The sequence below is a fragment of the Catalinimonas locisalis genome, assembly GCF_038039535.1.
Classification (GTDB): domain Bacteria; phylum Bacteroidota; class Bacteroidia; order Cytophagales; family Cyclobacteriaceae; genus Catalinimonas.
Genome location: NZ_JBBPHP010000007.1, coordinates 1 through 21875 on the forward strand (window position 1 = coordinate 1; position 21875 = coordinate 21875).

General features: G+C 46.0%; 13 protein-coding genes. 7 read left to right on the plus strand and 6 right to left on the minus strand.

The features are described from left to right. From tnpA to WJR50_RS11120, 3 genes are all read left to right on the plus strand, one after another. Positions 1 to 198, plus strand: a 198-nt coding sequence (tnpA, locus tag WJR50_RS11110) for an IS200/IS605 family transposase (RefSeq protein ID WP_341293343.1), incomplete at its 5' end; no start/stop codon positions are given. A 323-nt stretch (positions 199 to 521) separates the two neighbouring features. Next, entirely contained in the window at positions 522 to 1838 is a 1317-nt protein-coding gene (locus tag WJR50_RS11115) for an L-fuconate dehydratase (RefSeq protein ID WP_341293344.1), read from the plus strand. Positions 1839 to 1910: 72 nt separating this feature from the next. Beyond that, positions 1911 to 3353 carry an alpha-L-fucosidase gene (locus tag WJR50_RS11120; protein WP_341293345.1) on the plus strand — a complete coding sequence of 481 codons (1443 nt, stop codon included), beginning with the start codon at positions 1911 to 1913 and terminating at the stop codon, positions 3351 to 3353. Positions 3354 to 3400: 47 nt separating this feature from the next. Here the strand turns inward: WJR50_RS11120 and WJR50_RS11125 are convergent, their stop codons facing one another. Then, on the minus strand, positions 3401 to 4594 hold the full coding sequence (locus WJR50_RS11125; RefSeq protein ID WP_341293346.1) for a hypothetical protein: 1194 nt from the start codon (positions 4592 to 4594) through the stop codon (positions 3401 to 3403). A 523-nt stretch (positions 4595 to 5117) separates the two neighbouring features. On the opposite strand from WJR50_RS11125, the gene WJR50_RS11130 reads away from it, so the two are divergent. After that, positions 5118 to 5450: a hypothetical protein gene (locus tag WJR50_RS11130; protein WP_341293347.1), complete on the plus strand. Its 333-nt coding sequence runs from the start codon at positions 5118 to 5120 to the stop codon at positions 5448 to 5450. 15 nt (positions 5451 to 5465) lie between these two features. Next, positions 5466 to 6257: a DUF817 domain-containing protein gene (locus WJR50_RS11135; RefSeq protein WP_341293348.1), complete on the plus strand. Its 792-nt coding sequence runs from the start codon at positions 5466 to 5468 to the stop codon at positions 6255 to 6257. Here WJR50_RS11135 and WJR50_RS11140 read toward each other — a convergent pair. After that, the gene (locus tag WJR50_RS11140) at positions 6251 to 7903 is read right to left on the minus strand and encodes a gamma-glutamyltransferase family protein (RefSeq protein ID WP_341293349.1); all 1653 of its coding nucleotides are present in this window, start codon (positions 7901 to 7903) and stop codon (positions 6251 to 6253) included. The genes WJR50_RS11135 and WJR50_RS11140 overlap by 7 nt on opposite strands. A gap of 443 nt (positions 7904 to 8346) precedes the next feature. Between WJR50_RS11140 and WJR50_RS11145 the strand changes: the two genes are divergently transcribed. After that, positions 8347 to 11580 carry a SusC/RagA family TonB-linked outer membrane protein gene (locus WJR50_RS11145; RefSeq protein WP_341293350.1) on the plus strand — a complete coding sequence of 1078 codons (3234 nt, stop codon included), beginning with the start codon at positions 8347 to 8349 and terminating at the stop codon, positions 11578 to 11580. A 7-nt stretch (positions 11581 to 11587) separates the two neighbouring features. Beyond that, entirely contained in the window at positions 11588 to 12997 is a 1410-nt protein-coding gene (locus WJR50_RS11150) for a SusD/RagB family nutrient-binding outer membrane lipoprotein (protein WP_341293351.1), read from the plus strand. Between the two features lie 333 nt (positions 12998 to 13330). Here WJR50_RS11150 and WJR50_RS11155 read toward each other — a convergent pair whose 3' ends face one another. The 4 genes from WJR50_RS11155 to WJR50_RS11170 form a co-directional block, all read right to left on the minus strand. Beyond that, the gene (locus WJR50_RS11155; protein WP_341293352.1) at positions 13331 to 15697 is read right to left on the minus strand and encodes a TonB-dependent receptor; all 2367 of its coding nucleotides are present in this window, start codon (positions 15695 to 15697) and stop codon (positions 13331 to 13333) included. A gap of 255 nt (positions 15698 to 15952) precedes the next feature. Further along, positions 15953 to 17407, minus strand: coding sequence for a DUF1501 domain-containing protein (locus tag WJR50_RS11160; protein WP_341293353.1), 1455 nt, complete (start codon positions 17405 to 17407; stop codon positions 15953 to 15955). Between the two features lie 6 nt (positions 17408 to 17413). Continuing rightward, positions 17414 to 20644, minus strand: a complete 3231-nt coding sequence (locus WJR50_RS11165) for a DUF1553 domain-containing protein (RefSeq protein WP_341293354.1) — start codon at positions 20642 to 20644, stop codon at positions 17414 to 17416. Positions 20645 to 20970: 326 nt separating this feature from the next. Continuing rightward, positions 20971 to 21621 carry a PQLLE family protein gene (locus WJR50_RS11170; protein ID WP_341293355.1) on the minus strand — a complete coding sequence of 217 codons (651 nt, stop codon included), beginning with the start codon at positions 21619 to 21621 and terminating at the stop codon, positions 20971 to 20973. Positions 21622 to 21875: the final 254 nt, after the last annotated feature.

The window sequence follows — 21875 nt, forward strand, 5'->3', positions numbered from 1 at the left end:
CTAAAAGGTAAAACCTCTCGGAAAATGCTTCAGGAATTCAATGAGCTGAAAAAACAGTTTTGGGGCCAGCATATTTGGGCCAGAGGCTATTTTGCAGTAAGTACTGGAAATGTAACGGATAAAGTAATAGAGGAATACATCAAAAATCAGGACAAAGAACCACCGAATGAAGATTTCAAAATACATGACGAGCCGTAATTCTTTAGTCGGCTTTAGACGAACCCAAATCTACCGGGCTTTCAGCCGGTATGTAGTTTAATTATCTCTACTTAGATAAGTACAGCAAATGCAAAACCTCCTTCAAATAAGCCCCTCAAAGATAGCGTCATTTTTTACGGCCTTTCACCTTTTGTTGTCAATATGTTTTCCTGGATCAGGCAACAAGAATATCAAGCATAGTAAAGATAGTTAAGAACAAAATACTGCTTACTACATATATTTAAACAAAAAAATCCCATGTTAATACAGCATTCTTATCATGGGGCATCGTAATAACATCAACCTTAAAACTTAGCCTTCCTATGGAACTCTACATTACATCCATCAGTGTGATGGATATTCGCTTTCCTACCAGTAAGTCACTTGATGGCTCTGATGCTATGAATCCCGATCCTGATTATTCAGCAGCCTATGTGATTTTGAAAACTAATGAACCCACTCTTGAAGGACATGGTCTCACTTTTACCATTGGAAGGGGGAATGAGGTTTGCGTGGAGGCTATCAAAGCCATGTCATATCTACTGAAGGGGAAGAAGCTTAGTGATTTTACGAGTGATATGGCAGGTTTCTGGCGAATGGTTACCGGAGATAGTCAGTTGCGTTGGCTGGGACCTGAAAAAGGTGTAATTCATTTGGCCACCGCAGCAATTGTGAATGCAGTATGGGATTTGTATGCCAAAGCTGAAAACAAGCCGCTTTGGAAACTAATCTGTGATATGAGTGCTGAAGAATTGGTCTCCTGCATAGACTTCACCTACCTCAGCGATGTGATTACTTCTGAAGAATCCATTCTCATGCTAAAAGAAAAAGAAAGGGGTAAAGCTGAACGTATCGCTTACCTCCAGGAGCATGGTTATCCTGCTTACACCACTTCCGCTGGCTGGCTGGGCTATTCGGAAGAGAAAATCAGAACACTTTGCAGAGAGGCAAAGGAAGAGGGCTGGAAGCATATTAAAATGAAGGTAGGTAATAATCTGGAAGATGATATGCGCAGAGCAGCGATCATCCGGGAAGAAATAGGGTACGACATTAAGCTGATGATGGATGCCAATCAGAAGTGGGATGTACCCCAGGCGATACACAATATGAAGCAACTGGCCAAATATGACCCCTGGTTTATTGAGGAGCCTACCAGTCCTGATGATATACTGGGCCATAAAGCGATCAGGGACGCGATAGCCCCGGTAAAAGTCGCCACAGGAGAGCATTGTCACAACAAAGTGATCTTCAAACAACTTCTACAAAGCGGAGCTATTGATTTCTGCCAGCTGGATAGTTGCAGGCTGGGAGGTATGAACGAAATCCTGAGCGTATTGCTGATGGCTGCCAAGTTTAACATACCAGTTTGTCCTCATGCCGGAGGCGTAGGCTTATGTGAATATGTGCAGCATATTTCTATGATTGACTACATTATGATCAGTGGAAGTATGGAAAACCGCATCATTGAGTACGTAGACCATCTTCATGAGCACTTCATTGATCCGGTAGTGATCAGAAATGCATGCTACATGCCGCCCACTGCAGCCGGTTATAGCATCAGCATGAAAAGTGAGTCTATGACTGCCTATGCTTTTCCCAACGGGAGCATATGGCAGGGTGAAATGCTGAGAAAGTCTTAGCACTTGTGTTTTTTTTGAAATTAATGTTTAGCTTCCGTGCTATCTAAACATACACTACAAGCGAGAGAAAATATGAGAAAAGTATTGTATCAATTCATTATGATAGCTGTGGTTATATTGCTTTTTGGCAAGTGCCAATCCAATAGCGGACAGGAAAGTGAGCAGGTAGAGAATACGCCAATATTGAGCACTACCTTAACTGATGAAGACATTTTGAACGAGTCTGAAGAAGATTTTGACAAACGCATGGAGTGGTGGAGAGACGCCAAGTTTGGTATGTTTATCCATTGGGGACCTTATGCTATTCCCGCCGGAGAATATCAGGGCAAAGAAGTAGAAGGCGTAGGGGAATGGATCATGAATACCGCCCAGATTCCGGTAGAAGAATATGAAAAGTTTTCAGCTCAGTTTAACCCGACAGAATACGATGCTGACAAATGGGTAGAGATTGCCAAGAATGCCGGTATGAAATACATTGTCATTACTTCCAAGCATCACGATGGTTTTGCCCTTTGGGATTCGGAAGTTAGCGAGTATGATGTGATGGATTTTGCACCTATCCAGCGCGACCTGCTGGCTGAACTGAAGGCTGCCTGTGAGAAGCATGGAGTTAAGCTTTGTTTCTATCATTCCATTATGGACTGGCATCATCCCGATGCTCAGGCTCCCCACTATCCAGACTACAATACGGATGAAAAGGAAAACCCTAATTTTCAGCAATATGTAGACAACTACCTCTTCCCTCAGGTGACAGAGCTGGTAGAAAAATATGATCCTTATGTTATGTGGTTTGATGGAGAATGGATTCCCGAATGGACCCATGAAAATGGAGTGCGCATGTACACACATTTGCGTAAGCTTAATCCTAACCTCATCATCAACAACAGGGTAGACAAAGGTCGTCAGGGAATGCAGGGCATGAATGACAGTAGTGAAGATTATGTAGGTGACTTTGGTACTCCCGAGCAGGAGATTCTGGAAGGTACCAGCGAGTTTGACTGGGAAGCCTGCATGACCATGAATGATAGCTGGGGTTATAAAAAAAGTGACGACAACTGGAAGTCTAAAGAAATGTTGATTCACAATCTGGTGGACGTTACTGCCAAAGGAGGAAACTATTTGCTGAATATAGGACCTACTCCGGAAGGCACAATTCCTGCTCCCAGCGTAGAAAGACTTATGGCGATGGGCGACTGGCTGGACATCAATGGAGAGGCAATTTATGAAACCGAGCGTTTGCAAAACGATTATCAAGAAGGTGAAGATATTCGTTTTACCAAGAAAAAAGGGGAGTCCACTTATTATGGTATCACGCTAAAAGCACCACAGGGACAGCTTAATTTCAAAAGTCTGAAGCCGGAAGATGGATCAGAAGTATATCTGCTGGGCTATGATCAGCCTTTGGAGTGGACTCACGATGAAACAAGTGGCCTTACTATTACCGTACCTTCAGAGGCTGGCAGTAATGTGGATTTTGCCTGGGTGTTCAAAATAAGCGGTCAGGAAATCGCCTAAGCATCTCATTAAGCCTTCCGATGGTGTGGAAGGCTTTTTCTTTTCTTTTAGGCGGTAGGGCGTACATAAAATACCTTTTGCTGAGGATCAGAATTATGCATACACTGTACAAAAACTTCAGCCACCTTCTCTATTTTCTTGGGTTCCAGGTGTAGCTCATCAAACCAGTCTTCCGGTTTGGCATAGCCCCGGCAATCAACCATATATACTTCCGGGCCAAATACCGAATCATGTACCAGTTCATGCAGCATCTCATTGAAAAGATATAGCATAGTAAAGGCGATATCACTCTGATCTTCCTGTTTCAGTATTCTTTTGATCAGCATGGGTTGCTTAAAATGTCTTCCATTGTCTCCCACAATCCGCATCAGGCGGGCAATAGGCTTAGTCCAGGGGCCTCTTCTGAAAGAAGGAATAGGGTAGTCATAACCGTGGCAGATCAGTTTGAGGTTAGGAAACTTCTTGCGAAGCTGCTTGATCATATATTTGTACTTAAGCTCCAGAATAGCGATAAGCCCAAAATACTCTGAATTGAAAAAATGCAAGCCTCTTTCAATTTTAGCCTTGGTCTCTGGATTTAGGGATTCATCTCCCAGTACTTTTCTAATCAGCGGATGTTGCTGTTTAAAAGCTTCATCCACACAGCCACCTTCTGCATTTACCATCAAAGTAACTCTGCGATGATTGACCAGCTCTATACCTCCTGCACTGACCAGAAATACGTCGGGGGAGATAATGGACAACTCAGTGATATATTCTCTTTCTTCCAGTATGTTGGTCAGGAAGTCGCCTCCTCGCGCCAGGCTGTAAATAGCCATATTTTTGCCTCCCAGGTAGTCTATCCAGTCAATCACATCATCAGAGACCGGATGCTCAAACCAGGAATCACCTTCAGCCACTACCCGCATGGCCAAAGGGTTTTTCTTCAGTTTCTTGATAAACTTCTTGTTCCTCCTGTTCTGACTTAGATTGTTAAGTTTTCCCAGATATCCAGAGCTGGCATTGTCAAATTTATAATCCTCATTCTGGTCAAATATCCTCAGAATAGCCAGCTTCAGGTCTATAACACTGACCAGCTCATCCGCCCCAAAAAGATCACCATTCACTACGCCTAAGAGTTTATGGGTATCCTGCTTGCTATAGATTTCAGGCCGCTTGATCAACCTGTTGATCAGCTCCTTTTTCTCTTCTTCTCTGCTCTTCTGAGTTTCCTGATTGGGAATAAGTGTAGTGTTTTTCATAGTATTGTGAGTTTGAGTATTCGGTTGATGGTGGACCATAGCGTTCCCAAAGTGCTGTGGCTAGAACAAGCACCTATGACATCCAATATTGGCTGAATATGCCTCGGCTTGTTGCTATTCGTAGGCGGAACTTTACGGGAGATGGAGCTATCTTAATCTGTTGACAAACTGTAAGCTTACTTCTGTATCATATTAAGTTGGAGGTAGAAGCAGGCTACTTTCTGGCTTACTGAAGTTATAGGGAATATAGTAAATTATTTGCAGAAATGGTGTGGATGCATAATTCTTTGTGGCTGAAACAATGTGTATTCTCAGTGTCAGGCTAACCAATATTACTCTTCTGTACAGGTATTCACTATCGTTTTTGACAATCATACTTGTGTATTATGAGGTTTGGAAATGATACACTATTACTTAAAAGCTGTACATATGTAATACTTGGAGGATTACCTATGGAGGCGGCTTACAATTTTGTGTAAATAGCAATGCTACTTTGTACGAAAGCAGCTTAAAAATACTACTTATGATCTATCATTTTCTAATTGCGTTGATCGTGGCAGTGATTATTATGCCTAAATCAGGTGCCAGCTTAAATGAGTTAAATACCAAGCTCACCAAAAAGCTCAAGTCTGAGCCCACCTATGTTATGGAGCTGGAAGGACAACAATATGAATTGGATTATCAGGAAAGAGAGCTCATTGATCCTCGCTGGATTGATAAAGTAGAACTATATAAAGGCTCACGTATACCGGAAGCTTATAAGTCAAAAAGCACTGCCGTAGTAATGGTTTCCCTGAAAAAGCGTAAGGTGGATGAGTTCTGGGAAGTAATAGAAGAAAAACATATCCAACTTTAAGAGTAGAATATTTCATTGGTACATTTTATCCGACAACTTTTCCATTTCGGTATTCAGCAGGCACTCTCCTGTATCTTTGCGGTATTAATATTTGCTTCGCTGGCAATCTCTAAATTGATAGAGATTCCCGGTCTCTATCGATATGACTTTATTCTTATCCTTTGTGTGCTGATACAGTTTCTCATGATTTATACCAAACTGGAGACGTGGGATGAACTGAAAGTGATCTGCCTCTTTCATGTCATTGGCCTGGCATTGGAGCTGTATAAAGTGCAGATGGGTTCCTGGTCTTATCCTGAGGAAGCGCTTACCAAGATCGGAGGTGTTCCCTTATACAGTGGTTTTATGTACGCCAGTGTAGCGAGTTATATCTGCCAGGCCTGGCGCAGGCTGGAACTGCGTTTTATGCACTGGCCACCCGACTACTGGACATACCCTCTAGCGCTGGCTATTTACCTGAACTTCTTCACCCATCATTTTCTGCCCGATATACGCTGGTGGATTACTGCCTCACTTTTTTTGATCTTCGGTAAGTCATATGTGCGCTTTACCGTTAGGGGAGAAGTCTATCCTATTCCTACCATACTCTCTTTTCTGCTCATCGGATTCTTTATCTGGATCGCTGAAAATATTTCTACTTTCTTTGGTGCATGGCAGTATCCTGACCAGAGCAACACCTGGCAACTGGTACACCTGAGCAAGATCAGTTCATGGTTCTTACTTGTGATCATCAGCATCATCATCGTAGCTAACCTCAAGCACCTGAAGTATGGAGTAGAGAAAAAGATTCCGAAAAAAGCTTACTGAACCCCGGCAGCAGCACCCTCCCAGTCCGGGTCAGCTGCTCCGATAAACTGTTTGCTTTCCGCGTCATATTCCACAGCATGTACGCGACCAAAGCGGGCAGTTTCAGGGACTTCATTCAATAGGTAACCTTTGGCCTCCAGGGCTTCAAGTACTTCATCTTTCCAGCCTTCTCCGCTATGCGTTTCTACATACACACTGTCTGCATCATCGGGATGTACGCGAGGAGCAGCAAGTGCTTCCGGCAAGGCCATGTTCTGGTCTATTACTCTGCTGCTTACTGAAGTAATGGCCGAGATGATCCGAGAGCCTCCGGCTGCACCAAGGGCTAAGTAAGGCTGATCATTTCTTGTGATTACAATGGGTGAAATATGGGATGCTGCTCTCTGACCCGGTTCAAAATCTCCCAGATATCCACCCAGGGTTACCGCATACAAGAATCCCAAACCAGGGCTGACCACTTTAGACCCCATATTGGGGCCAAGTGACTGGGTAAGTGAAACCATCATTCCATTGCGGTCGGCAGTGGATAAGTGGGTAGTATGTCCCTGCTTGGCCAGCCAGCTTTCCGGCAGTTGAATCCCTTTAGACTGTAAACGGCTCAATACGTTAGGTACTGAAAGCTGATCAGCTACTTTTTGAGCATACGCTTTGGAAATAAGAATGGGAATAGAATCTTCAGTCTGGTTCCTGCGATCTTCATAGGCTCGTTCTACCGCCAGATACATATTACTAGCCCAGTCTGCTTCATTGGCTTCCTGCATGGGCATATTTTCCAGAATATTTAAAATTTCTAGCGTAATAGCTCCATAAGAAGGCATAGAGAGGGCATACACTTCATTTCCTCTGTAGGTACTGGAGAGAATGTCTGCGTCAAGGGCTTCGTAGTTTGCTAGGTCTTCCAGGCTCAGCACTCCACCATTGGCCTGTATGTCAGCAATGATTTTTTCGGCAATCTCTCCCCGATAAAACGCGTCATCACCCCCTTCGGCAATGGCTCTCAGTGTCTTACCCAGATCTTTTTGCACCAGTATCTCACCTTCTGCGTAAGTTGTGGTATCTTCTTTCAGAAAATAGGCACTAGTGCCTTCAAATTCCTGGATTTCTTCAAGCGCAAGTGCGTGACGGCTAGCCTCTCCGGGCAATAATGCGAATCCTTGTTCCGCATGGCGGATTGCTGGTTCCATCACTTTAATGAGGGGCAGCGAACCGTGCTCTTCCAGCAGTTTGGTCAAACCGGCCACCACACCGGGTATACCGATGGTAGGATATCCATAACTTCCCTGAGGGGCATTTGCTGCATCATAAGACATTGGCGCCTGTGTGGTAGCATCTACGCCTTTTACTTTTCCGTCGGGAAGGCGAACGATGGCTTGCAGGCGTCCTCCCAGGCCGCTCATACTGGGTTCAACTACTGCCAGAGTAAATGCGGCTGCCACTGCGGCATCAACCGCGTTTCCTCCAATACTCAGCATTTGTCGTCCGGCAGCGGCAGCTAAGGGATGCGCTGCTGCTATCATACCGCCTCTGGCTTGTGCAGATTGGGTAAGTTCCGGTTTCTCCGGGAGGTCAGTTTCAGAAGTTTGCTGACTGTCCTGACAGCTGAATAAGAGACATACAAATGAGAGTGTAAGGAGTAATTTTTTCATAGAATAAGGCTAGATAGGGTAGAAGAAAGGCCTAAAATATCAGATGTAGTTGGGAATTGCTAGAATTGCCCCATAAAATGAAAATATCAGCTTAAAATGAAAAAATTTTCATTGGGTAAATAAAAAAATGATATTATAATATTTCAAGGATATTAATTTGTAGCATATAATATGTTATGTCAGAGATAAAAAACGGTTTTTATCTTGTTAAAGTAGTGTAGAGCACAAAAATGGTAATGGAATGATAGCATACTCAGAAGATTCGCCTTAAGAATACTCTTCTCATCTTTATAATTAATCGTAAAAAAGTAAAAAATGGTAGTCTTGTAAATGCGATAATTTCTCACCCATATTGGGTGATTTGCCTTCCAGTATATTTATTGAGGTTTGACAGCGGGGGCAAAAAAGGTAAATTAGCATCTTTTAACCAAACTACCTTTTTAATGAAAATCTTTTTACAATACATTACCGTTAGCCTTTTTTTAGGGCTGATGTCAGTGCCCTTATTTGCCCAGGAGGTGAGTATCAGCGGTACGGTAAGTGATGAAGGTGGAGAACCACTCCCCGGAGTCACTGTGCTTGTGGAAGGTACCACGATCGGTACTACCACAAATATTGAAGGGATGTTTCGCCTCAATATTCCTCAGAATGCAGAATCATTAACGTTTAGTTCTGTCGGATATACACAAAAGTCGGTTCCGGTAAACAACCAGACGCAGTTTGATGTCACTTTAGAGGAAGATATTCAGCAACTCGGAGAAGTGGTAGTCAATGCACTGGGCTTTAAGGAAAATCGTGATCAACTGGGCTCTACTGCTTCCCGGGTAGATGCTGAGTCTGTAGTGCAGTCCGGTGAAACAGGCGTAATCAATGGCCTGGCCGGTAAAGCAGCAAGTGTGCGTATTGCCCGCTCCAATGGTGATCCTGGTGCCGGGTCTACTATCCAGATCAGGGGAGCCAATACCATCACGGGTTCTTCTAACCCTCTGGTCATTGTAGATGGTGTTCCATTGAACAACAATACGGTGTATGGTGGTGGAAATGGTGCTAACCGTTCGGGAGGTACTTCGCAACAGTCACGCCTCAATGATATTAACCCCAACGACATAGAAAGTATACAAGTATTGAAAGGTGCCTCCGCCGCCTCATTATGGGGTTCTCGTGCTGCTAATGGTGTAATCGTAATTACTACTAAGCAAGGTAGCGCAGGCAGGCCTAAAATAAGTTTTTCTTCCACCTATTCCATAGACGAAGTAAACACCCGTCATCCCATGCAAAGTAGGTTTGGGCAAGGTACAAATGGCGAATGGGACCCTGGCGTGAGAGAATCCTGGGGTGACAAAATAGCAGACAGAGCAGGAGGAGAAGATGAAGTGGATACCTCAGGAGAGTATTTTGAAGCCGAAGACGGCACTTTGTATTACCCTATTATCAACAAGAATTCAAGAGAAACTTATGTGGATAAGAACTTTGATGAGGTCTTTCAGAATGGATATTTCTTCCAGAATGATCTCTCCATCAGCGGAGGCTCCGAGAAGTCAACTTTCTTTTTCAGCCTGGGCAGTTTGGATCAGGAAGGTATCATCAAAAATAGTGATTATCACAGGACCAACATTCGTCTGAATAACCAGACTTTCTTTGCCGACTGGCTTAATGTTTCTTCCCGTGCTGCTTACACCAATACCAAATCAAACCGGATTCAGCAGAGCTCAAATGTGGCAGGACTTTATCTGGGGCTGTTAAGAAATCCACCTGATTTCCCTATTGAGGACTACATTGGTACATATTATGATGAAGATGGTACTGCTTATCCTCGCAGGCATCGTGCCTACCGCAGACCTTTGGGCTCAACAAATAACCCTATTTATAATAATCCTCTGTGGACCACCAATGAGCAGGTCAGTAATACGCTGGTAGATCGGTTTATTGCCAATAGCGACATCAATATTGAGCCTAATGACTGGCTTGTTTTTACCCTGAGAGGCGGGGTAGACACTTATACTGACCGGAGAAATTATTTCTATCCCATTGGCTCCGGTGGTGAGGTGTTTGGCCGCTTTGATGAAGACATCATTACGGAAAGTGAGTTTAACTTTGACGCAATTGGTAAAGCACAATTCAACCTAAGCGATGCGGTGGGTCTGACCACAACCATTGGCTGGAACTACAACAACAGAGTAAGACGCGCTAACTACAGCACACTGACCAACTTTCAGGCAAATGTTGATTTGCTGACTACCGACCTCAATACCAGTAATGAGGTTTCTAGTATTGAGAACTTTAAGCGCTTTATACGTTCCAACCGTCTTTACTCAGTATTTAACTTTGACTTTTTTGATCAGTTGTATTTCAATGCATCAGGTACCCTTGAAGCGGCTTCCAGTGTACAGGGTAATTTCTTTTATCCTGCCTTTGATGTGGCCTGGCAATTTACCGAACTGGGTGGAATTGATGATAGTGGCTTTCTGAGCTTTGGTAAGTTGAGAGCTTCATGGGGGCAGGTAGGGGTACAGCCACAGGCGCACCGCTTCCAGACTCTGGCTGAGGGCGGCTTTATCTACAGTACTTATGATGATGGGCTGGACATCTCTCAGTTTGGTGGTGGCTTCCGGGTGGATGATGACAAAGGTAATCCTAACCTCAAGCCTGAGATCAAGACAGAGTGGGAGATAGGTACCGACCTGAGGTTTTTGCAGGATCGTCTGTCTCTCAGCATGACCTACTATCAGAATGAAATCAATGACCTTCTTTTTGAAGTAGCGACTACACCCTCTTCTGGTTTCCTCAGTGAGTATACCAACGCAGGGGCGATGCAGAACAAAGGTTTTGAGGCAGAATTAGATTATGCTGTATTCCAGGGGGATAATTTTACGATGAACGCCTACGCCAACTTTAATACCAATGAAAATGAAGTAATCAGTTTGCAGGGAACAGAGTCAGTAGATTTAACTACCCAGTCTATTAGCTCTCGTGCCGTACCCGGTTATCCTTTGGGTGTGCTGTGGGGCACGAGACCTCAGCGTAATGATGATGGTACACTCCTGCTTGATGACAATGGATTTCCGCAGATTGCCAATACCCAGGGTGTGATCGGTGATCCTAATCCTGACTGGAGAGGTGGATTAGGGCTACGTGCCAGTTATAAAAACATCAACTTCAATATACTTTTTGAACACTCGCAGGGAGGTGATTTTGCCGAAAGAACCCGATTTATTTTGCGCAATTTTGGAACGCATGCTGACGTGGGAAATGAAGTTACGCTTACGCAGGAGCTTACCAATGTGGCAGGTGATGTGATACCTTCAGGGACTACTGTCAGAGGAGCCATTGAAGACTTTGGAGCAGGTCCGGTATTGCTGGATGAAGCCTGGTACCGTGGTCGTGGCGCAGGTTTTGGTGATGGTGTGATGAATGAATTTGCAGTTGCGGATGCTACCTGGACCCGCCTGCGAGAAATCAGGCTGGGCTATGTGCTGAACAACAGCTGGCTGAGAGATGTGACCAAACTAAATTCGGTAGAGTTTTCGGTCACGGGTCGTAACCTGTTCCTCTGGACTGATATCCTGGGTATTGACCCTGAGATTAACCAGTTTGGGGTAAACAATGGTTTTGGTATTGACTACTTTACCAACCCCAGCACCCGCTCTGTTCTTTTTACTTTGAAAATCAATTACTAGAACTGTTATGAAAAAGTTATTATACATATTTCTGAGTCTGACCATGCTCATGACCTTTGGGTGTGAGGATCTGGTAGATGATATCAATGATAATCCGAACAAAATCACCACGGATAATATTGACCCCCGCTTGTTTTTGAAAGGAGCTTTACTGGTAGATGTGCAGATGAATTACGGCCATCTTCCCAGGATCGCCAGTATGTGGAGTGGACAGTTGATTGGTTTCCAGTCGCTTTACAAGACGCTCTACGAATACAACATCACGGCAGCCGAGTCTGAGGCCACCTGGGAGGATGCTTATCAGGGCGCACTAAATCAGTTACGCTTTGTACAGGAAGCACTGGGTGATGATCCCATCTACCTGGGCATATCTCAGGTCGTTGAAGCTCATATCGTAGGCAATATGGCTTCGCTCTTTGGTGATATTCCCTATCGTGAAGCGGCTGAGCCAGATATTGATGACCCTATGTTTGATCCTCAGGCGCAGGTCTTTGCTGATTTACAGGCGCTGCTGGACGATGCTATCCAGACTTTAGAAAATGTAAATGGAAGCCCTAATGTAGAAGCTGATATTTTTTATGGAGGTGATCCTACACTCTGGATAGAAGCTGCCTGGACCCTGAAAGCTCGTTACTATGTCTTGACCAAGCAATACGCTGAAGCGTTCAGTGCTGCTCAGAATGGTATATCCTCGCCGGAGAACACGATGTTCTATAAGCCAATAGATGATGCCAATCAGGACAATGATAATCTGTTCTTTAAATTGCTTAATGGAAGTCGTACCGGTGATATTGGTACGGGCAATAGCTTCGCGATGCAATTGCTGGATGTAGATAACCCTGATTCCCGCAATCACGCCAAAACCAATGAGGAAGCCCGCAAGGCTTATCTTACCATTGATGAAAGCAGAGCGGTAGAAACAGGTTTTGCCGGAAGGGTAGAACCTATGCCTCTGATCTCCTATGCTGAGAATCAGCTAATACTGGCTGAAACTGCTGCCCGTACCGGTGATCTATCAGATGGTTTACCTTACCTCAATGAACTGAGATCAGAACTGGATGAAGCTGCTACATTTGACGTTCTGGCAGATACATTAGCATATACTTATGAGCCTTTTGTAGCAGCGGATTTTACCAGTGGTGGTATTGAAAACCCCGATGGCTTAGCTGCTGACAGGGCGTTTTTAAGAGAAGTGATAGAGGAAAGGTATGTTTCAGGTTTTGGTCAGCTCACCGCTTTTAATGATGCTCGTCGTCTGCGTAAGTCCGATCAGGATATCGCAGTGCCTATTCCGTTGAATATCGGTAGTGCTACGGCTTATCCCGAACGCTTTATTTATGCCAATAGCGAAATCAATGCCAACAGCAACGCACCTGATCCTCCGGGAATATTGGTGCCTACGCCTATTAATCAATAAACTGAAAAGGAGGGAGGCATTTAGTCTCCCCTTATTCATTTTTATGCTTTGATAAAGATTTGAATTACCCCATCTGGAATAAATTTGTCCTTACAGTATTAGAATGTAAAAACAAATTCAAGAATTCATGACTGTTTTTTAATGGGATAATCAATAATTCTCAGCTTACCCTGCAGTTTGACTCAATAAGATGTTTAACACGTTGATGGTTTCCCTAACAGTATAAGTGTGAGTGAACTCAATGAGCCAACAAGCTTTAGGAATCTTTAGCTGGTTATAGCTAGAATCATCTGTGTATACTGCTTAATCATTCCTGATACTGACCTGGATAGATTAAAAGCTATATCGGGCACTCAATAACAAAATTCTCGTCTCTCTTTTGGCGTAAAATGACTGGGAGAAGGTATTCGTGAGGCTATTGCCCGCGAATCTCAGGGTATCAAAAACATCTCTCAAACTTAAAGATACATTAGCTTTATTTTCAAAGAAACGCTTTTGAATATTGGCATCTACATAATACTGAGCTAAGTCTCTTCCCTGGGCTTCCACTTCGGGGGAATCATAGTTGAAAACCAACTGTAAGAGAAAATTGTAAGGTAGCTTAAAATCTGAAGTGGCTTTGGTATTGAAGGCGAAGCCACTGTTGACAAACTCTTCACTTACATTAGATCCATCCACATTGATTCTGAAGCCGGTCAAACTACCACTTAGTGTCCACCAGGGGGCAAGTTCCGTCAGCCCGATCAATTCTGCCCCATAAGAGCTGGCACTGTTCAGGTTAGCGGGTTGTGAATATGAGATACCATCTTCCACCGTAGTGATGTAGTCTAGTTGTCCGCTGATATGCCGGTAGAAAAAATTGGTCGTAACACTTACATTGACACCTTCATAAATATGGCCCAACTCCAGGGAGTTGATCATTTCCGGCTGGAGGCTGGGGTTTCCTCTTCTTACATTCAATGAGTCGGTAATATCAGGAAATGGGTTCAACCTCCATGCTGTGGGTCTGTCTATCCTTCTGCTGTAAGTCAGTTTGGCCGCATGTTTTTCCGTAAGCTTGTAGAGGGTTTGCAAACTTGGAAACAGATTGAAATAGTCCTGCCTGTTTTCTTCGTCAGTATTGTAAAGGTAGGTGCTCAGGCTGGTATATTCTCCTCTTAATCCTGCGGTTACATCTAATTTTTCGGAAGTTTTGGAAAGAATCACATATGCCGCATGAATTCTGTCCTGGTAGTCAAAGCGATTGCTGATGGCGGGGTCTTCTACAAAAGTCTGGTTGGCTTCATCCAATCTTGCATAATCATAATCATACTCAAAGTTCCTTAGGTTTGACTTTAGCCCTGTCTCCAATTGCATCTGCTTAGGCAGGGGATGGATATAATCGGCTTGAAAAACATAGTTAAACCTCTTTTCATCGGTAACAGCTCTTTCCTGACCATCTAATCCATCAGGGTCGGGAGTAGCGGTATTCCTGAAGATATCAATATTTTGCGTTTTGTACTGGTTGGTGTACGACTGGCTGGCTGAAAACTTGAATGATCTTCCTTTCTGATCAAAAGAGCGCTCATAGATGAGGGCATTGTCTGTCCCATCATCAGTTTCGGACTCGTCGTTTCTCCTTACATATTCCAGCAAGAGATCGTCAGTATTGAGTTCAGAAAGCCGAGAATACAAAGTGTTTACCTGCTGATTCAAACTTGTATTGAAGACACCTTCATAGCTCAACGTATTTTTCCCAAAATAATAGTCAGCGCCATAGTTGAAGTTATGTCCGAGATCCTTTTCACGCGAATCAGTTTCCTGATTTAAGAACTCTCCATCGCCAAAAATTTCCCGCTCACTTCTTCTGATCCCGACATCACGCCACCTTCTCAGATTGTAACCGGCGTATACATTATAGTTAATTGCACGATGGTTGAACTGGGCGCCGACACTCATCCTGCCTCTTGTGCCATATACGGCATCCACACCGCCATGGGTACCTAACTCATCTCCTTTCTTGAGTACAATGTCAATAATACCAGCCTCCGCCTCGGCATCGTATCTTGCATTTGGGTTGTTGATCACTTTGATTTGTTCAATGGCGCTGGCTGGAATCCTGTCCAGATTCTGCGTTAAGGAAGAATTTCTGCCGTTGATCAGCACATTGGTACCGTTACTGCCTCTCAACGAAATAGAACCATCATCACTTACGCTAACGGAGGGGGTATTGCGAAGGATGTCAAGGAGGGTACCTCCTAAATTGGATAGATTTTGCTGCGGATTAATGGTAATGCCTTCTACATTGGTTTGCATCATCGCTCTGGTACTTTGTACCACCACCTCTTCCAGTTGCTGATTTTCTTCTGTCAGTGTGATATTGTCCAGATCAACATGATTGTTTACTTCTATATCTGATATTTCTTTGTCTTCATACCCTACCAAAAAGAATTTGAGGGTATACTTGCCTCGGTTAGCTCTCAAAGTAAAATTACCTTCTTCGTCGGTAGTGGAATACGCTTCAGGGTCGGAAGTTTCTCCTTCAAAGAGCGCTACCTGGGTAAAAGGTATCGGTTCCTGGGAAGCATCATCAAGTACTTTGCCTTTAATCCTGAATTGCCCCTGCTCAGATTGGGCCATCGTGAACGTAGCATTAAAGAGGGAAAATACAATGGCCGTGGAAAGTAGAAAAGTTTTTTTCAATAGGGCGTACGAAGTCATGGTATATAGATACTTTAAAATGCTACTTTATTCCTGTAAATAAGTATGTATAACGCCCTCTGAATTGTTCTTGTATCCTATAACCCAGTGACGCTGATCAATAAGGGAACGTGAATAATTGGAAGAACTAGCCCGGGGCAATTTTGTTCTGAGAGACTTCTATACATCTGCATAATTTTCACGCCCCATTGAGGATGATTTTGCGCAGCGAATCGTATGAAACAAAAGGATTTCTTAAATCCAGGATAGGGACTATTAACTCAAAATCCCCTGCACCACTTTTCCATGTACGTCGGTGAGGCGAAAGCGGCGGCCCTGGTATTTGTAGGTGAGGCGTTCGTGGTCTATGCCCAGCAGGTGCATCAGGGTGGCTTGAAAGTCATGTACATGTACCGGGTTCTCGCTTACGTTATAACTAAACTCGTCAGTCTCTCCGTACACCATTCCGGCTTTGACGCCTGCTCCGGCCATCCACATCGTAAAGCAGCCGGGATGATGGTCACGCCCGTAGTTCTCTTTCGTCAGTCTGCCCTGTGAAAAGCTGGTGCGTCCAAACTCACCGCCCCAAACCACCAGCGTGTCTTCCAGCAATCCTCTTTGCTTCAGGTCCATGATGAGGGCAGCAGTTGCCTGATCGGTGTCTTTACACTGCCGACTGATCCCTCCTGGCAGATTACCATGCTGATCCCAGCCCATGTGGTAGAGTTGTATAAAGTTGACATTCTTCTCCGCCAGTCTCCTTGCCAGCAGACAGTTGGCCGCATAGGTGCCGGGCTGGCGGGCATCTTCTCCGTACATCTCATAGATATAATCCGGTTCGTTGGAGAGGTCTACCGCATCGGGCACGGAGGTCTGCATACGGAAGGCCATCTCGTACTGCTGTATCTTGGATTCTATCTCAGGATCACCACTGAGTTCCTGTTGTATCTGGTTCATCTCTTTGATGTAGTCCAGTGCCCGGCGACGGTCGTGCTGGTGGATGCCGTAGGGATTGTTGAGGTAAAGCACCGGGTCTTTGCCGGAACGGAACTGTACGCCCTGATGGTGGGACGGCAGAAAGCCATTGCCCCAGGCCGAAGAGTTGAGCGGCTGCGCGCCCCCTCCTTTGGATACCAATACCACAAAGTTGGGCAGGTTCTGATTACTGGAACCCAGTCCGTAGCTCATCCACGAACCGATAGATGGACGTCCGCTCTGTTGTGATCCGGTTTGTACAAACATCACCGCCGGTTCATGATTGATGGCTTCGGTGTAGACTGATTTGACAATGCAAAGCTCATCTACAATTTTGGAAGTATATGGCATCAACTCACTGACCCATGCTCCTGATTGACCGTACTGCCTGAAGTCAAAGATGGACTGCACCAGCGGAAAGGTAGACTGGTTGGCGACCATACCGGAGTTACGCTGTGTGCCTCGTATAGAATCCGGTATCTCTTTGCCATGCCATTTCTTAAGGGCGGGTTTGTAATCAAACGTTTCTATCTGCGAAGGTCCACCGCTCTGAAAGAGGTAGATCACCCGTTTGGCTTTGGCAGGAAAATGTCCGTTGCCCAGCACACCCCCCATTGGCGAAGCAAGTTGATTGGCAGAGGTATTGCCCAGAGAAGAAAGGGGAGATAAAAGAGAGGAAAGCGCCATAGAGCCGAAGCCCAGTGAGGCTTTGTTCAAAAACTGTCTTCTGCTTTGTGAGGAAAAATGCTTATCCATTGCCATTTATTTTCGGGTGTATGCTTCGTTGGTATTCATGATACTGTTGGCGACTACTGCCAACGCAGCAAGTGCTGTTGGATTGTCAGCCTTTACCTCCTGCGCACCTACGTTTAGGTAAGCCTGCATGTCTTCCGGATGCTGCGCAAATTTCTCATACTCATCTTGGTAATGCGCCTGCAATAGCGCGGTCTCTTTCGCTTGAGGTTTGCGTCCGGTAATCAGGCGGAAGGTCTTTTCCAGTTTGTCTTCCGTGCGGGGAGTATCCATCCGCAATACTTTCTCCGCCAGCACACGGGAAGCTTCCACAAACTGTGGATCGTTGAGCAGCACCAAAGCCTGTAAAGGCGTGCTGGTGCTGGTGCGTCGTACTTTGCATTCTCCTCTCTGCGGCATGTCAAAGATGAGCATGGAAGGGGGAGGGGAAGTCCGCTTCCAGATGGTGTAGATGCTGCGGCGGTACAGGCCTTCGCCTTCGGTTTGCAGATAAGGATAGCGCCACGATTTATTGCTCAGCTCATCCCACAAGCCTTCCGGCTGGTAAGGGTACACACTTTCGCCTCCGGTCTTTTCTACCAAAAGGCCACTGATCGCCAGCGCATTGTCGCGTATCATCTCCGCAGGCAAACGGAAGCGGGGTGCTCTCGCCAGGTAGTGGTTTTCAGGATCCTTCTCTAACAGCTCCGGAGTGACTTTAGAGCTTTGCTGGTAAGTCGCGGACATCACAATGAGCTTGTGCAGGGCTTTGAGGTCCCACGCATGTTCTTGCAGCCAGATTGCCAGGTAATCCAGTAGCTCGGGATGGGTAGGAAGATCACCCTGATTGCCCAGATCATCGGAGGTTTTGACGAGTCCTTTGCCAAAATGCAACTGCCAGATGCGGTTGACAATCACCCTGGCGGTAAGCGGATTGTCATCGGCAAACATCCACTGGGCCAATCCCAAACGGTTACGGGGCAGACTGTCGGGAAAGCTGAATATCTTGTCCGGTGTATCGGGTTGTACTTCTTTGCCATGCTGATTGTAATTGCCTCTTTGCAACAGATAAGAGGTGCGAGGTTCAGGCAGATCGCCCATCACCATGATCTCGGGAATACTGTTCATCAAAGCATTCAGCTCATGGCGTGCCTGATCAAGCTTCTTCGCCTGAGCAGCATTTTTGTGATGAGCAAAGTAGTATTCAGCTAAAGCCTGTTCTGATACTGTTTCCTGTTCCAATGCTTCCCTTGTTTGCTCAGGCTGACATAGATAACGCACTTCCAGTGCGGTCAGCTGACGGTCGTAGATGCGGATTTCGTCCAGACCACCTTCTTTCATAGGAGTGATCTTATCCCGGCTGCCCAGGTGGAAGCCCCGGAAAGCATAGGTATGGATGTTGGGTTCGTAGAGTATGCCTTTGTAGAGGTTGTCTACCACCACTTTGCGTTCCGCTTCCTGCCCGTTCAGGTAAATGCTGATGCCTTCGGAACGACTGGAACCATCGTAGGTAATGCTGATCCTGCTCCATTGTTTAGCAGGAATAGCTTCCTGGGTAGTAAGCTCTATCGCGTTCTGAGGCCAGGAGTGGGCCATGATGAATTGCAGTTTGTTGTCGCGGAGATAGAGAGAATAACCTTTCAAACCCAGTCGTACATCTTCGCAGTGGGTAAAGACGCCCGCTTCTTCATATACCGTATCGGGATATACCCAGAGGTCTACCGTAAAAGGCTCGGTTCTTTCAAACCAGCCGATCTTTTCGCCAAGCGCGATAGAATTATAATCACTGACAAAGAAAGCTTGGCCTTTCACGCCTTCTTTGATGACTGCTTCCTTTAGCGTAGCGGGTTTACCGGAATTGACAAGGTTGGCAGTCTGCGTATTTCCTTTCCCCAGGTCCGTAAAATCATCCAGCGGATAGTAAGCCTGTAAACCCTGCTGTATATTTCGGGCTAAGTCTCTGCTCAACTGTGGTTTGCTTTGCTTCCATTGCGCAAAACGCTGCTGATCTTTGTCTTCTTCTAAGCTTTTTTCCTGCTGATGAATGAACTGCCTGAGTGCATTGATCTGCGCATCGGTCTTTTCATCACTGAGCAGCAGCGCCGGACCGGGCGTCTGGTCGGGACCGTAGACCGGGCTGCCCGACTCAAAGGTACTGTTGAAGAAAGCGAACATGCTGTAGTAATCCTCCTGCGAAACCGGATCGTATTTATGATCGTGGCAGCGGGCACATTCCAGGGAGAGACCGAGGAAGGCTTTGCCTAAAGTATTGGTACGGTCGGCCACATATTCTACCCGGTACTCTTCAAAGACAATCCCTGCTTCGGTATTGCGCTTGTGCAGTCGGTTAAAGGCAGTAGGGAGAATGTCTTCCTGCCTGGCATTGGGGAGCAGATCACCGGCCAGTTGGAGGGTGACAAACTCATCGTAGGGCATATTCCGGTTGAAGGCCTCAATCACCCAGTCTCTCCAGGGGGAGAAATCACGGTGCTTGTCGTCCAGATAACCATCACTGTCGGCATAGCGGGCTACATCCAGCCAGTGGGCAGCCATACGTTCCCCATAGGCAGGTGAGGCCAGCAGCCGATCTACCAGCTTTTCGTAAGCATCAGGAGAAGTGTCGGCGACAAATGCATCTATCTCTTCCAGCGTGGGCGGAAGCCCGGTGAGGTCAAAGCTCAGGCGACGAATCAGCGTTTCTTTATCGGCTGCTGCGGAAGGACTGAGGCCTTTTTCCCCCAGGGTTTTGAGGATAAAAGGATCAATGTCATTTTTCACCCAGGATGCATGGGTTTCCGGTACAGCCGTTTCCTGAGGAGGAATAAAGGCCCAGTGCGGTTCGTACTGAGCGCCCTGCTCTATCCAGCGGACGAGGATGGCTTTTTCTTCGGCACTCAGGCTGAGGTTAGACGCAGGAGGGGGCATCTGCGTTTCGGGATCATGGCTGATGATGCGGTGATAGAGTTCGCTGTCGGATAGATCACCGGCGATGATGGCGTGCTTACCTGCGTTCTCGGGGAGTTCGGCGAAAGCAGCTTCCGCCACATCCAGCCGTAGACCGGCTTCCCGCTTTTCTTCATCCGGACCGTGGCAGGCGAAGCAGCGGTCGGAGAGGATAGGCTTGACATGAAAGTTATAGCTGACTTTCTCGGGCAGACGATCTTCCACGGCCACGATCTCTTCCGGTTTGTCCACCTGGCAGGCCGACAGACAGCCCATGGCTATTGTGGTGACGTACAGAAATTTCAGGTTGTTGCGCATAAAAAATGCTTAATACTCTAAGCTCATGCTCATTAAAATAAGCGATTATTCGCGCAATAGGAAATGATGGCTATAATAAAGTGCAGGGAAAGTATCGGGCTATGCTGATGGGGTGCAGACAAGCGTAAGGGTACGCGTTACACGCCCTGCGTCGCAAAAGCGCACCAGGGTAGGGTCATTCCGTAGCCACAGGCGGAGCCCCCGGGGCCCGGGAATCTTAACCACCCTGAATTTCAGAAGCTTTGGGGTACGGTCAAGATGCCTACGGCATGACCTGAAGGTTAACGTATGATCAATTTTAATTCTGCGATCTGTAATCTCCAATGCTACACCTTCTGAGTCGGGACGAGTATGCCCAGGCTTTCCAGTAGTTGAGGTTCATCGGCCAGGGCGATGCGGGCTACTTTCCGGAACTGTGACATCCACTTTCTTAGCTCCTTACGCTTGGCATCCCTTTGGTGCGTGGCATGCTGCGCCTCTCCTTTGCTTTGTTGCTGTTGCAAACGGGCGGCAGACAGGGCTTCCAGCATGGCTTTGGTCTGGGCCACTTCTTCCGGGCTGATGTTAAATTTACTGACTTGCTCCGCATACTGCTCTATCTTGGTATAGAAGGCCTTGATCTGGCCCATCAGGCCATGGAAATCCCCCTTACGCTTGCCGGGTAGCTGTAATTGTTCCAGTATACCGCGCTGACCTTCAAAGGCCATGCGGGCCCGCTTGCAGTGCTGCTTATAGCGTTGCATGATCTCCTTTTGCTGGGCATAGATACTATCGGTGCTGCTAAACTGCTGACCGTATTTGTCCTGCTTGACCGACTCCAGCATTTCTAGCTCTTCTTTGAGTACTTTACCTTCCAGCATTCGCTTTTGGTTGTAATTGAATGCCGCCAGTTTTTTCAGGATAGGCTCATGACTCAGGGCGTTCTCAATGGCGATATGCGCCTGCACTAGTTCAGAGGAAACCGTTCGTTTTTGCATGACCATCAGCGTTTTAGATTTTTACATGAATTCTCAGATTCCTCCAACAAATTTGGCGGCAGTATACACCGCAAAAGTGAGATGATACTGCATTTCATAGAGCATGCAAGGAAGTTGGGATATTCGTGCAAATTTTGGCGTGCCACTGCCGGGCTGCACAAACACTTATAAGGTGGCAGGAATGATTGTGTGGTACTGCACAATGAGTCCTGCCGGGCAGAACTTACATGGCACTTACATCCCTAAGACTTTTT

What these genes read in the sequence shown, in the direction of transcription:
- WJR50_RS11140 (WP_341293349.1), bottom strand. Translation starts at nt 7,903, where the DNA reads ATGAAAAAATTACTCCTTACACTCTCATTTGTATGTCTCTTATTCAGC.
- WJR50_RS11170 (WP_341293355.1), bottom strand. Translation starts at nt 21,621, where the DNA reads ATGCAAAAACGAACGGTTTCCTCTGAACTAGTGCAGGCGCATATCGCC.
- WJR50_RS11160 (WP_341293353.1), bottom strand. Translation starts at nt 17,407, where the DNA reads ATGGATAAGCATTTTTCCTCACAAAGCAGAAGACAGTTTTTGAACAAA.
- WJR50_RS11165 (WP_341293354.1), bottom strand. Translation starts at nt 20,644, where the DNA reads ATGCGCAACAACCTGAAATTTCTGTACGTCACCACAATAGCCATGGGC.
- WJR50_RS11115 (WP_341293344.1), top strand. Translation starts at nt 522, where the DNA reads ATGGAACTCTACATTACATCCATCAGTGTGATGGATATTCGCTTTCCT.
- WJR50_RS11150 (WP_341293351.1), top strand. Translation starts at nt 11,588, where the DNA reads ATGAAAAAGTTATTATACATATTTCTGAGTCTGACCATGCTCATGACC.
- WJR50_RS11125 (WP_341293346.1), bottom strand. Translation starts at nt 4,594, where the DNA reads ATGAAAAACACTACACTTATTCCCAATCAGGAAACTCAGAAGAGCAGA.
- WJR50_RS11130 (WP_341293347.1), top strand. Translation starts at nt 5,118, where the DNA reads ATGATCTATCATTTTCTAATTGCGTTGATCGTGGCAGTGATTATTATG.
- WJR50_RS11155 (WP_341293352.1), bottom strand. Translation starts at nt 15,697, where the DNA reads ATGACTTCGTACGCCCTATTGAAAAAAACTTTTCTACTTTCCACGGCC.
- WJR50_RS11120 (WP_341293345.1), top strand. Translation starts at nt 1,911, where the DNA reads ATGAGAAAAGTATTGTATCAATTCATTATGATAGCTGTGGTTATATTG.
- WJR50_RS11145 (WP_341293350.1), top strand. Translation starts at nt 8,347, where the DNA reads ATGAAAATCTTTTTACAATACATTACCGTTAGCCTTTTTTTAGGGCTG.